Raw genomic sequence first — 12,959 nt, 5'->3', positions numbered from 1 at the left:
AAATCTTATAATTTGCAGCAACAAATAGCCAAAATTAAATCTTTTTAGAAATGTCCACAAAACCTAAATTAATTCATAATTTGTAATACTTTAAATAATTCTCCCATTTGTTTCGGTGATATTAGTCTTTCTACCTGTCTTTCTATTATTTGTGCCTGCTCAGACATCTTTCCAAACTCTACTTCTAGAGGTAATTTATACGTCGATCCGATACTCGCATCTTCACGTACTAAAGTGTACGCTGCGGTGCTGCGTTTCGTGTCTCCTTTAAATTCCTCTCTATAAGCGAATTTGGAAAGATGTCTATCATTAAGCTTGTCTTGCAATGTTTGTTTGCGTAATAAGATTCCATTTTCTATTAAAAAATCTCGTTGCGATATTGTATCTATTACGTTTATTTTGCTGTTTTTAGCTACCGTCTTTAATGCATAAAAATCCACATGTGCCGATAAATCAGCTTCTCCAAGATTTTCAAGGATGGGGCAATATTTATGGTTTTTAACCGCTTGTAATGTTTGATTATATTGATATCTAGTTCTACCATTCGGAGCTATATCATAGCCGTAATCTATTATTAAGCCACTGCCGCTTAGCCTTTTTAGATGCTGCGCTATAAATTTTATAATTTCTATCGATTTATAAGATTCTTCAAGTATTGCCCCGTCTTTTGCTTCAATATGAGTACGCAGCAGATATTCTTGTAATTGCTTATTAACGCTTATTTTATCATATTTAATTCTTTCGTCTACCGGCTGCACTACAAATATTCTTTCATACCATAATTCCTTGACTTTAATATATTGCTTTATAGGTATAGCATCAAAGAATTCGTTAGCTATTATTATAGTAGTTTTTTTTGGTATATCTTCTACAAATGATTGATGACTAATCGGTAAATTAATATCTTGTAAATTAGCCTTTTGATGAGCAATAAAATTTTTATTAATTTCTATTAGTTCAATTGATAAAGCTTTATAAAATTCTGGTACTAATTTTGCAGTACGTAGTAAATCACGCATTAATAGACCTCGACCAGGACCAAGCTCTACTAAACTAAGACTTTTTGGGCAGCCAATTCTTTGCCACTCTCTGATACACCATAAGCCGATAATTTCACCGAATAGCTGTGAAATTTCAGGAGCCGTAACAAAGTCACCTTCGTTAGCCAATGATTTTACTTGCTTATAATAGGAAGTAGGATTTAAGTTTAATACCTCCTGCATGAGGACATCGCAAGTAATATAACCGTTTTGATCAATTAATTGTCTTATTTTGGATTCGATTGACATATTAAATAACTTCCTAAAAGTAACATAGGTACAGATAAAATTTGTCCCATAGTTAAGCTATCTAAAATAAACCCGATTTGTATGTCGGGTTCTCTAAATATTTCAATAGTGATTCGGAAAAGACCGTAAAATGTTAAAAATATTCCTGAGTTTAAACCGCACTTTTTAAGAGTTTTGTGCTTAAATGTTGCATATGCTAAGATACTAAATAATACTAAACCTTCAAAAAAAGCTTCATATAATTGACTAGGATGTCTTGGCATAAAATCGCTATTCGGAAAAATCATACCAAAAGAAGAATTTGTAATACGTCCGTATAGTTCGCCATTAATAAAATTAGCGATTCTACCTAAAAATAATCCGATAGGTACTACAGGGGCTATTATATCCGTGAGACTTAAAAAATTAATTTTATATTTTCGGCAAAACAAATAAGCAGCAATAGTCCCCCCTAAAGCTCCGCCATGGAAAGACATCCCGCCTTCATAAGTTTTTAAGATATCTATTGGATTTGAAAAATATCTAGAAGGGTTATATAATAAAACAAACCCTAGTCTGCCTCCGACTATTATGCCTATAACGGCATAAGTAATGAAATCTTCTAGATTTTTTTTGGTAATTTGAGGCTTAAATTTTTCTATAATTTTATTTGCATAGAACCAGCCTAGCAAAATTCCTATTACATATGAAAGAGAATACCAAGAGATAGCAAGTGGACCTATAGAGAAAATAATTGGATTGATATTAGGAAATGTCATAGATAAATAAGTTATTTAATTCATTTAACGTCTGAGTTATGGAACATTACGTAAGTAATTGACGAAGCAATTCAGTTTTTTATTATTTTTATGGGTTGCCGCAGTTACTTCGTGGCTTCGCAATGACAGTATCTATATTTGCTTAGCAATACCAAATTCTTTTGAGTTAAAATTATTGATAAAAATAAAATTCTTAGTAATAATAAAAAAGATTTATATTTATAATAATAATGATAGGTAAAATATGCAATATTTAATGGATCTATATCATACCTCAAGTACAGAGTTAGTATTATTGTTTGTTATGTTAGTATCTCTTATACCGGTGATATTTCTAATTAAAAGATTAATTTTTATTCCTGTAAAAAATTATTTAACTAGACATCATTATGATGATTATGAAAGGATAAAAAAATATCCTATATTTCGTTATTTATTACATACTTTATTAGCACTTTACTTTGTATGTTGGGGAAAGATTTTTCATTCTACTGCTTTTAAAGCACATGTATTACTGGGAATCAAAGATACTATAGTAATCTTATATACTGGTATATCTGTGACGATGTTATTATTAACGCTTATAGATGCTTTTGCAGATCTGTATCACAATAGAATCAAAGCCGTTACAAAAAATGCACCGCTTAGCTTATATTTTCAAATATTAAAAATTATTGTCATAGTTATTGCAGCAATGGTAACTATTTCATATATATTAAATATTTCGCTTAGTACATTCTTAACAAGCTTAGGTGCAGCCGCAGCTCTTTTAACATTTGTTTTCAAAGATACCGTTTTAGGATTACTTGCAAGCTTGCAACTAACTACTCAAGAAATTATTAATATTGGAGACTGGGTACGTATAGGTGCAATTGAAGGAACAGTTGAAAAAATTACTATTTCCGTAGTAACAATTAGGAATTTTGACCAATCTATTTCCACAGTTCCTACTTACAGTATTTTAAATTCTAACGTAACTAATTATAGAGGAATTAGTGAATCAGGAGCAAGAAGGGTAAAGAGAGTATTTAATATTAATATGGCAACTATTAACTTCTGTGATGCTACTATTTTAAAAGCACTAAAAAAATCTCCTTATATATCAAAGGATGTAATAGATAAAATCACTCTTGATAAAGAAGAGAAAGATTTAACCAACATTAAACTATTCAAATTATATATTCAGGAATATCTAAAAAATAATCCGGCAGTTTATACCGAAGGGTTTACTTTTCTAGTAAGACAGCTTGAACCTACGATTAATGGGTTGCCTATAGAAATATATATCTTTGTTAAAGAAGTCAATTTAGTAGGTTATGAAAATATACAGGACAATATTTCTGAACATTTCATTTCTATACTTCCTGAATTTAAATTAAAAATATTTCAGAATGTAGGAGTGGTATAATATATCTGAAGTAAAATGAAAAGTAGTAAAAATAAAAAAATAAATTAAATTTGTATCCAAGATGGAAGTTGTCTTTCAGCTTGGATATTCACTACTTTTGAAAGCAAAGCAGTATATATACTACTTGATTATTTTCTCTAAATGCTTTAAAACTTAAAGCTTTAAAAATATTAAAATTTAAGACCTAGGAATGAATAATAATATAATTAATTTAATAGCCGCTATTGTATTGTCTTTAAGTATAATTTTCGGTTGGCAGTATTTTGTTGTAAAACCTGAACAAAAAAAACAGCAACAGCAAATAGCAGTGCAGAAAGCAGAAAATTTAAAGAAACAACAGTTAAAAGCTTTAGTCGCACCTGCAACTGGTATTGTTGTTCAAGAAGAAAGTCAAGTACAGCGTATTAAAATAGAATCTGAATCACTTACCGGTTCTATTTCATTAAAAGGACTTAGATTTGATGATTTAATATTAAAGAAATATAAACAAGATTTATCTAAAAATAGTCCTGAAGTGAGATTATTTTCACCGGCTAATACAGAAAATGCATATTTTGCTGAAGTTGGTTTAGTTAGTAATTTATCTAGTGTAAAACTCCCTAACAACGATACTATATGGAATAGTGATAGTGAAATATTAAGCCCTGAAAAACCTGTTCATTTATTTTGGGTTAATGAAGACGGAGTTAAATTTTTAATTACTATTACTGTCGATGAAAACTATTTATTTACTATAGAGCAAACCATCGTTAATAATAGTGATAAAGAACTTCCTGTGCAATCTTACGGTTTAATAAATCGTAAATATATTGCCGTAGAGAAAGCGGTGAATATATTACATCAAGGACCTATCGGGTGTATAGACGAGAATCTTAAAGAATATTCTTATGATGATATTAAAGATAAGAAAAGTGAAAAATTTGCAGCAAGTAAGGTTGACTGGATAGGAATTACCGATAAATATTGGTTATCTTCCTTGATTCCGGATAAATCAAGTAATTACAGCTCGAATTTTAATTATGCTCTTAAGCAAGGGACTGAAAGATATCAGGTAGATTTTATTTCACCGGTACAAATAATAAAGCCCGGCGAAAATTTTTCAATTAAAAGCAGAATTTTTGCTGGAGCAAAAAAAGTAGACTTGCTTGATAAATATGAAAAGCAATATGATATTAAATTATTTGATAGAGCTATTGATTTTGGCTGGTTCTATATAATTACCAAACCGGTTTTCTATGCCATGAATTATTTCTATGGCTATGTCGGTAATTTCGGTGTTAGTATATTAATTGTTACGGTTATAATTAAGCTATTAATGTTTACTTTAGCCAATAAGTCTTATCGTTCGATGAAAAAAATGAAAAATTTACAGCCGGAAATCGATAGGATAAAAAATTTATACAGTGATGATAAAGCACGTTTAAATCAAGAAATTATGGCTTTATATAAAAAAGAAAAAGTAAATCCGGTAGCTGGTTGTTTACCTATACTTGTTCAAATTCCAGTATTTTTCTCCATCTATAAAGTATTGTATGTAACTATTGAAATGCGGCAAGCACCGTTTTACGGCTGGATTAAAGACTTATCTGCACCTGACCCTACTACTATTTTTAATTTATTTGGCTTATTACCGTTCTCGCCGTCGTCATTTTTAATGATTGGAGCATGGCCTATTTTAATGGCTATTACTATGTTTTTACAGCAAAAAATGAGCCCTGAACCTGCGGATCCTATGCAAGCTCAAGTAATGAAATTTATGCCGCTAATTTTTTTATTTATGTTTAGTAGTTTTCCTGTGGGACTTTTAATATATTGGTCTTGGAATAATATTCTATCCATCGTTCAACAATATTATATTAATAAATTTAATTAATTAATGAGAATAGATAAAAATTTACCTAATTATCTAACTATTGCTCGAATAATGGTAATTCCAGTTATTATACTGGTATTTTATATAAATAATTCACTTGCACGTAAACTTGGGGCATTATTATTTGTTTTAGCTAGTATTACGGATTTTTTTGACGGTTATATTGCAAGAAAATATAATTTAGTTACAAGTTTCGGCAAGATGTTTGACCCTATAGCAGATAAGCTACTTGTAGGTTGTGTTATTATCATGCTAATAAAAAAAGATAATGTAGATGAGATACCTTGCTTATTAATTTTAGCACGAGAATTTTTAGTTAGCGGTCTTCGGGAATTTTTAGCTCTAGTAAAGGTTAGTGTGCCTGTATCGAGACTCGCTAAGGTAAAAACGTTTTTACAAATGTTTGCTTTATCGATATTGATACTAGGCTCAAAAGGTTCAGGAATTATTTATTTAGATATAGTAGGGGAAATAATTTTATGGATTGCCGCTTTTTTAACAATCATTACAGGTTATTCTTATTTTAAAGCCTGTAAGAAATATTTTTAAATAGGAGAATTTTATGATACATGTAAAATATATAATTTTAGGGTTTATTATAGTGTCTAGTTTAAATCTTTACGCTGCTAACAATGATATAATTGCCAATAAGAAAGTTGTAAAGGTAGAAGTAAGTAATGAACATTTAAAAACATTAAATGAAGCTTCTACTCTTTTAATTAGTTGTGTAGATTTTAGATTAATAGATGAAACAGATAAATTAATGAAGCAATTAGGATTAGAAGATAATTTTGATAAAGTATCACTGCCCGGTGCATCGCTTGCTCTCGTTAACGACAAATATACTTATTGGGGAAAAACAATAGAAGATACTATTGAGATTTTGCAAGAATTACATAACATAAAACAAATTGTTTTTCTTGATCATAGAGAATGTGGAGCTTATAAAATACTTATAGGTCAGGAACAGCTAAATACCAAGGAAAAAGAAACGGCAGCACATGCAGCAATTTTAAACAAGGCCCGTGATATAATAAAAGAAAAATTCCCCCAATTAAAAGTTTATACTTTTTTAATGGGTCTTGATGGTGTAGTAGAGCAGATTTATGAAATACCTAGCTAAAAGCGGAGTTGTTGTATGGATAGGTTTATCTGTCATTGCGAGGAAATTGCGTAGCAATCCCAGGAGTTTGTTATTATTTCATAAGATTGCCGCACAGCCTACGGCTGCTTGCAATGACGATTTTTGACCCACACAATAACGGCTAAGAAAAGTAATTTATTTTGTATCTTTGCTTTTATTATCATTAGAATTAGCAGTATTATTCTTTTGGTCGTTTTCTGCCGGTAGTTTAGAGATAGATAGTTTTTGTTTATATTTTTGTTGCTCTGCTAAAAAATTTTGAGCCTCTTTGGAAAGGCTGTTATATAGTTCACGTTTCTTCTTATTAATCTTGACTATTGCTACTCTATATTTTTGTATTTCCTCCCGTACTTCCGGTTTTATAGTACCGGCGTAAGTAGAAAAATCATCTATAATTTTTTGTGTTGTAACATCGTTAGTTTTTGCTGCATCTTTTTTTGAGCCGTCAGAAGTTGTACTATTGGCAAAGCAGCTTGTACTAAGTAAAATAGCTATTCCAAATATTATTTTTTTTATCATATAAACCTTAAGCCTTATTCTTGATAAGTAGACCATTTTTAAGTCTAATAGTCAATAGACTTCTTTTGGAACTCTACTTCTAGGGGTAATTTGTACGTCAATCCGGTACTCGCATCCTCATGTACTTTTTTATACGCTGTGGTGCTGCGTTCCGTGTGTCCTCCAAATTCCTCCCTATAAGCGAGTTCGAAAAGAAGTCTAATATATAATAGAAATTTATATATATGTATTTTCTATTTGTATGTTATTGTTTGGTGAGTATAAATATACAATATTATAATAATAACGCTCAAGAGTTTTATAGCAGAACAATCAATGCAGATTTGTCTTATAACTATAAAGCATTTACTAGCTATTTACCTGAACAAGCTCATATTTTAGATGCAGGTTGCGGAGTTGGTCGTGATACAAAATATTTTTTAAGTCAAAGATATCAAGTTACTGCTTTTGACGGTTCAACCGAAATGGTTAAATGAGCTACAAAAGCAACCGGAATAGATGTACTACACTCCACTTTTCAAGATATCGATTTTAAGGAGTCGTTTGATGGTGTTTGGGCTCAAGCAACTCTCCTTCATGTACCTTATAATGAAACAATCAATGTGTATAAAAAATTCATGCTGCATTAAAGCCGGAAGGCATTTTTTATGCTTCTTACGGATACGGTTCAGATATTATACAACTTGATGATCGCGATTTTTACAATATGCATGAAGATACAATAAAACCTTATTTTAACAGGCTTTTTGAAATAGTTAAAATATGGACGGAAAAGAGTAAGAGATTCTCTCCAAGTAAAGAGGCATTATGGTTAAATTTTATTGTTAAAAAAAGTAAAACAATATTATTAGATTAGTTTACTTATTTCTTGCTTTAATAATCAGTTTTAAAATATACGCAAAGGAATATAAAGGCTTAACATATAATCGTTATGAAAAAGATAAGCATGTGATTCATGTGTTAACTATTGATCCTAAGAATTTTGGGTTAAAACTAGTTAAAGCTCATAATCAGGTTATAGACAGAGAAACAGTAAACGTTATGGCACACCGCACTAATGCAGCTGCTGCTATTAATGTCGGATTCTTTGAAATCGCCGGTAGTGATGACGGCAGACCAAGCCTTACTTTAATGATAGACGGCAAACTATTTAGTCTTAGAAAACAACTACAAAGTTTGTTAATTATAGATCAGGGCAATATTCAAATTACCAAGGCTAGTGCAAAAATTTTAGTAGCAATAGGCGATAAATCTGTTATTCCAAATCAAGTTAATTATTTTTCAAACCTAAAAGGTATTACTTTCTATAATGATGTTTGGGCGTCTACCAAATTAACGTCGTATACTAACAAAGAATTTTTGATTGATCAGAATAGGTCTAATTTTATTGTTACGGCAATAAGTAAGCATGGTGATAATCAAATTCCATAGAAAGGCTTTATATTGTGTCCTTTCCACAAGCAACAAGTTTGCTGGTAGTAAATATAAATGATTCTGTAAAGCTAATTTTGGAATTTATCTATAAAGACGGTAAGCTTATAAATTTAAGTAACACTGCTTCAATAGTAACCGGTATTCCCTTATTGATTCAAAACGGTAAAAATGTTGTAGATAATCCAAAGCAAGATGATCCGGCTCATGCTTGTACTGCCTTAGGAGTGTGTAATGACGGTACTATAGTTATAGTTGTAGTCGAGCATATTTATAAGCAACATGTAAAAGACCTTAAGCTTGTGCAAGTAAGATCAATATATACGGAAAGAGAAAGAAATAAATGTTGATAAATTAACAATCCCTGAAGCTTTAAAATTTTAGAAAAACACCTTGTTAAGTATACTGTGATAGGATAACTAAAACAGAACTTGCAGATTATATGTTAACTTGGATATGAATCGGCAATCAATTTAGACGGACATTATTAATGGGCGAAAAAATTATAAATAATGTAATAGGTGATGAAGATGAAGCTTTAGGCGAACATCTCGTGCGTCCCGTATCCGATGCAATAGTATTATACCAAATAATATAAAGTAAATTTACGTTGCCTTAACATGGAACAATGTCATTCTTGCAAAGATAGGAATTCAGTAACTAAAAGATACAAATATATTTAATTTTTCATATTAAAAGCTTAGATAATGTCGCTTTTTGCTAGATTCCCGCTTTCGCGGGAATGACATACTCAAATTTTAGCTAGAATGATATTTGAGATTTAGAGAACTCTAAGATTTTATATTTTCCTGCTCCATTGCTTTTTTACGCATTTCTAAATATTCTTCTTTAGTCATTATTTTTTTGGGAGCTACATAATCTAAAAATACTTTTCCGTTTAGATGATCGATTTCATGCTGGATAACTCTTGCTAAAAATCCTTCTGCGATACCTTGAATTTGATTGCCATTTATATCATATGCGTGATAATGAATTTTCTTGAATCTTGCTACTGGTCCTGTAGCATTTTCAACAGAAAAGCATCCCTCGTAATCTTCATGTTTATCAATACCTATCGGTTTATATGAGGGGTTAATCCAAATAGTTTTAGGCATTGTATCCTTAAGGTCAGGACGCCATTTTTTTAACTCTGCATCTTCATGTACTGCAAATATTATTATACATTTTGATATGCCTATTTGCGGTGCAGCAAGTCCTGCACAATTTTCTTCTTGATCATATTTCTTTTCTAAAATAGATATATCACGTAAATCTTCTGAAGATAAAGGAAAGTTTAAAGTTTTTGCCTTTATTCTAATAGTTTTATCCTCTGAACTATTTAAGGTTTGAATGTTCAAAGTTACATATTGCGGTAATGAAATATTGTTTTCATTTTTCATATTACTTTTACAACCTGTTATAAAAATTATAGCAGTTAATAATAGAGCTGTTTTTAATTTGGACATATATTTTATTATAATAATTTATAAATAGAAAATTATAGATAGAAGCTAAAATCAAGTAAATAAATTGTTATATTTCTTTTACGCATCCTATAGTTAATAATTTTATTTAATTTCTTTTGAGAAAAAATCAATAGGTTTGACTTTTCTAACATATTTTAGTACAATATTTATCTTCAAAAAAATAGAAAAATTTAATTTATGAATAATCCCAAAAGTGACAATTATCTCTCGGAACTAAGCAAGGTAATTTGGCCTATAGAAAGATATGAAAATAAGAAGTTTCTTCCTATGGCGTTTATGATGTTCTGTATTTTATTAAACTACTCAACGCTTCGTTCAATTAAAGACGGGTTTGTAGTAACGGATATAGGGGCAGAAGCAATAAGTTTCTTAAAAACATATATCGTACTACCTTCTGCCATAATCGCTATGGTAATTTATGTTAAGCTCTGCGATATTTTAAAGCAAGAAAACGTGTTTTATGTTATTACTTCATTTTTCTTAGGGTATTTTGCATTATTTGCGTTTGTTCTTTACCCCTACCCTGATTTAGTTCATCCTGATCCTGAAACCATAGAATCTTGGAGTTTAGCTTATCCTAATTTCAAATGGTTTATAAGAATAGTTGGGAAATGGAGTTTTGCATCTTTTTATACTATGGCAGAGCTTTGGGGAACAATGATGCTTAGTTTATTATTTTGGCAATTTGCTAACCAAATTACTAAAACCGATGAAGCTAAACGTTTTTACTCAATGTTTGGTTTACTTGCTAATTTAGCATTGCCTGTAACATCCGTAATTATTGGATATTGCTTGCATGAAAAAACTCAAATAGTTGCAGAACATCTAAAATTTGTGCCTTTATTTGTTATAATGATAACAAGTAGCTTTTTGGTAATATTAACATATAGATGGATGAATAAAAACGTTCTAACCGATCCTAGACTTTATGATCCAGCATTAGTAAAAGAAAAGAAAGCTAAAGCTAAAATGTCATTAATAGACAGTTTTAAAATGATCTTTACTTCTAAGTATGTAGGTTATATTGCATTGTTACTTATTGCTTACGGTGTTTCAGTAAATTTAGTTGAAGGTGTTTGGAAATCCAAAGTAAAAGAATTATATCCAACGAAAGAGGCTTATACTATATATATGGGTAAGTTCCAATTTTATCAGGGTTGGGTTGCAATTGCTTTCATGCTTATAGGTAGTAATATTTTAAGAAAAGTATCATGGTTAACTGCAGCTATGATAACTCCATTAATGATGTTAATTACCGGTGCAGCGTTTTTTGCATTTATCTTTTTTGATAGTGTTATTGCTATGCATTTAACAGGTATTCTTGCTTCAGGTCCTTTAGCACTTGCTGTTATGATCGGTATGATTCAAAATGTTTTAAGTAAAGGTGTAAAATATTCTTTATTTGATGCCACTAAAAACATGGCGTATATTCCGCTTGATAAGGATTTACGAGTAAAAGGGCAAGCTGCTGTTGAAGTTATCGGAGGAAGATTTGGTAAATCAGGCGGTGCTATTATTCAATCTACATTCTTTATTTTATTTCCTGTATTTGGTTTTGTAGAGGCAACTCCTTATTTTGCTTCTATATTCTTTGTAATAGTAATATTATGGATATATGCCGTTAAAGGTTTAAATAAAGAGTATAAAGTTTTGGTAAATAAAACTGAAAAATAGAATTTGTTAAAATTTATTTACTGCTAGACTCTTAAACTTGCTTTTTTATAGTCGGAGAGTTTATAATATGAAAAATACAAGATCCAAAATTAAAACTCCAAGATCGCCATATGTAAAAAAATATAATAGTTGGCGAGTAAGGGTTTTGTATTCTATTATTATAGGTTACGCAACTTTTTATTTTTGTCGTCAGAATTTTAATATAGCAACTCCTGCTATAAGAGAATATTTTGGGGTTACTAAAACACAAATTGGCTGGATATTAACTGCTTCATCTATTATGTATGGAGTTAGTAAAGCGTGTAACGGGTTTATTAGCGATAAAGTTAATGCTCGGATATTTATGGTTTTGGGGCTTTTATTTGTCGGGATCATTACTATGCTAATAGGTTTTTCAGATTCTTTATGGCTTATAGGAATTTTATGGATAGCCAGTAACTGGTTTCAATCTATGGGCTGGCCTCCTGCAACAAAGATGCTTACTCACTGGTTCGCTTCAAAAGAACTTGGAACTAAATGGGCTATGGGTGCAACTTCTAATCAAATAGGTGGTGCCCTTGCTATGATAAGCTGCGGTTATTTAATCGATAAATTTGATTGGAGAGCTGCCTTTTTTGTCCCAGGTGTAGTTGCTTGTGTAGTATCGCTTTTTTTATATAATAGGCTTCGTAATTCTCCAAAAGAAGTAGGTTTATCTACCGTAGAGGAATATAAAGAATATCCGCCTGAAGCTATAGGAGATTATGAGAAGCTATTAACTCCACAATTACTTAAAATGGTCTTTTGTAATAAGCTAATATGGTATGTTTGTTTAGCAAATATGTTTGTTTATATAATACGTTCCGGAGTAATTTATTGGGCTCCAACATTTTTAAAAGATTTACGTAATATAAGTCTTGCAAATGCAGGCTTACAAATCGGTTTATATGAAATGATAGGTATCCCAGGGGCATTAATAGCAGGTGTTTTATCTGATAAACTATTTCAAGGTCGTCGAGGTCCTGTTGCATCCATATGTATGGTATTGCTTAGCTTATTGTTAGTCTTGTTTTGGAAACTTCCTATTCACAGTGAATTATTAAGTATAGTAATTCTTTCTTTAATAGGCTTTTTGGTTTCAGGACCTCAGCTCCTTGTAGGTATAGCAGCTGCTGATTTTAGTACCCGTCAGGCTGTCGGTACGGCTAATGGATTATCAGGGTTATTTGGTTATTTAGGAGCGGCTATTGCGGGAGTCGGCGTAGGATGGATTAGCGATAATTATGGTTGGAATGGGGTATTTATATTTTTCAGTATTTCTGCTCTTTTAGGAGGAGGATTATTTGCTTTAATATGGAATCGTTCAGCTAAAAAATACATTTAATAATTATAATAAA

14 protein-coding genes and 1 pseudogene are annotated in these 12,959 nt (G+C 30.8%); 10 read left to right on the top strand and 5 right to left on the bottom strand.

Annotated features, from left to right (window positions below):
• Positions 1-68 precede the first annotated feature (68 nt).
• A complete protein-coding gene (locus RAT170B_RS06635; protein ID WP_045805942.1) occupies positions 69-1,289 on the bottom strand; it encodes a class I SAM-dependent methyltransferase in 1,221 nt (406 codons plus the stop codon).
• On the bottom strand, positions 1,268-2,047 hold the full coding sequence (lgt, locus tag RAT170B_RS06630; protein WP_014013794.1) for a prolipoprotein diacylglyceryl transferase: 780 nt from the start codon (positions 2,045-2,047) through the stop codon (positions 1,268-1,270). The genes RAT170B_RS06635 and lgt overlap by 22 nt, the downstream gene beginning before the upstream one ends.
• Before the next feature lie 244 nt (positions 2,048-2,291).
• On the opposite strand from lgt, the gene RAT170B_RS06625 reads away from it, so the two are divergent.
• The 4 genes from RAT170B_RS06625 (at position 2,292) to RAT170B_RS06610 (ending at position 6,451) form a co-directional block, all read left to right on the top strand.
• Positions 2,292-3,455: a mechanosensitive ion channel family protein gene (locus RAT170B_RS06625; RefSeq protein ID WP_045805941.1), complete on the top strand. Its 1,164-nt coding sequence runs from the start codon at positions 2,292-2,294 to the stop codon at positions 3,453-3,455.
• Positions 3,456-3,645: 190 nt separating this feature from the next.
• Positions 3,646-5,328: a membrane protein insertase YidC gene (gene yidC / locus RAT170B_RS06620; protein ID WP_045805940.1), complete on the top strand. Its 1,683-nt coding sequence runs from the start codon at positions 3,646-3,648 to the stop codon at positions 5,326-5,328.
• Between the two features lie 3 nt (positions 5,329-5,331).
• A complete protein-coding gene (pgsA, locus tag RAT170B_RS06615; protein WP_014013797.1) occupies positions 5,332-5,877 on the top strand; it encodes a CDP-diacylglycerol--glycerol-3-phosphate 3-phosphatidyltransferase in 546 nt (181 codons plus the stop codon).
• 13 nt (positions 5,878-5,890) lie between these two features.
• Positions 5,891-6,451, top strand: a complete 561-nt coding sequence (locus RAT170B_RS06610) for a carbonic anhydrase (protein WP_017443546.1) — start codon at positions 5,891-5,893, stop codon at positions 6,449-6,451.
• Between the two features lie 156 nt (positions 6,452-6,607).
• On the opposite strand, the gene RAT170B_RS06605 is transcribed toward RAT170B_RS06610, so the two are convergent.
• Positions 6,608-6,991: a hypothetical protein gene (locus tag RAT170B_RS06605; RefSeq protein ID WP_045805939.1), complete on the bottom strand. Its 384-nt coding sequence runs from the start codon at positions 6,989-6,991 to the stop codon at positions 6,608-6,610.
• 50 nt (positions 6,992-7,041) lie between these two features.
• Positions 7,042-7,191, bottom strand: a pseudogene (locus RAT170B_RS09170) (palindromic element RPE1 domain-containing protein); the annotation flags it as partial.
• A gap of 54 nt (positions 7,192-7,245) precedes the next feature.
• Here RAT170B_RS09170 and RAT170B_RS06600 point away from each other — a divergent pair.
• The 4 genes from RAT170B_RS06600 to RAT170B_RS09160 all read left to right on the top strand — a co-directional run bounded on the left by RAT170B_RS06600 (position 7,246) and on the right by RAT170B_RS09160 (position 8,772).
• Positions 7,246-7,467: a class I SAM-dependent methyltransferase gene (locus tag RAT170B_RS06600; RefSeq protein ID WP_225981290.1), complete on the top strand. Its 222-nt coding sequence runs from the start codon at positions 7,246-7,248 to the stop codon at positions 7,465-7,467.
• A gap of 230 nt (positions 7,468-7,697) precedes the next feature.
• A complete protein-coding gene (locus RAT170B_RS06595) occupies positions 7,698-7,847 on the top strand; it encodes a hypothetical protein (RefSeq protein WP_041404294.1) in 150 nt (49 codons plus the stop codon).
• Positions 7,848-7,939: 92 nt separating this feature from the next.
• Complete coding sequence (locus RAT170B_RS11795) at positions 7,940-8,422, top strand: hypothetical protein (protein ID WP_261368766.1); 483 nt, start codon at positions 7,940-7,942, stop codon at positions 8,420-8,422.
• A 14-nt stretch (positions 8,423-8,436) separates the two neighbouring features.
• On the top strand, positions 8,437-8,772 hold the full coding sequence (locus RAT170B_RS09160; protein ID WP_261368765.1) for a phosphodiester glycosidase family protein: 336 nt from the start codon (positions 8,437-8,439) through the stop codon (positions 8,770-8,772).
• Positions 8,773-9,213: 441 nt separating this feature from the next.
• Here the strand turns inward: RAT170B_RS09160 and RAT170B_RS06580 are convergent, their stop codons facing one another.
• A complete protein-coding gene (locus RAT170B_RS06580; protein WP_014120468.1) occupies positions 9,214-9,888 on the bottom strand; it encodes a peptide deformylase in 675 nt (224 codons plus the stop codon).
• Between the two features lie 198 nt (positions 9,889-10,086).
• Between RAT170B_RS06580 and tlc1 the strand changes: the two genes are divergently transcribed.
• Together tlc1 and RAT170B_RS06570 are read left to right on the top strand one after the other, a co-directional pair.
• Entirely contained in the window at positions 10,087-11,583 is a 1,497-nt protein-coding gene (gene tlc1, locus RAT170B_RS06575) for an ATP/ADP exchange transporter Tlc1 (protein WP_045805938.1), read from the top strand.
• Between the two features lie 67 nt (positions 11,584-11,650).
• Positions 11,651-12,946, top strand: coding sequence for an MFS transporter (locus RAT170B_RS06570; protein ID WP_045805937.1), 1,296 nt, complete (start codon positions 11,651-11,653; stop codon positions 12,944-12,946).
• The last annotated feature ends 13 nt before the right edge of the window (positions 12,947-12,959 follow it).

It is taken from the genome of Rickettsia argasii T170-B (genome assembly GCF_000965185.1).
Classification (GTDB): Bacteria; Pseudomonadota; Alphaproteobacteria; order Rickettsiales; family Rickettsiaceae; genus Rickettsia; species Rickettsia rickettsii.
Note: the sequence above shows the minus strand (reverse complement) of the source record. Positions and strands in the feature narration are given on the sequence as shown.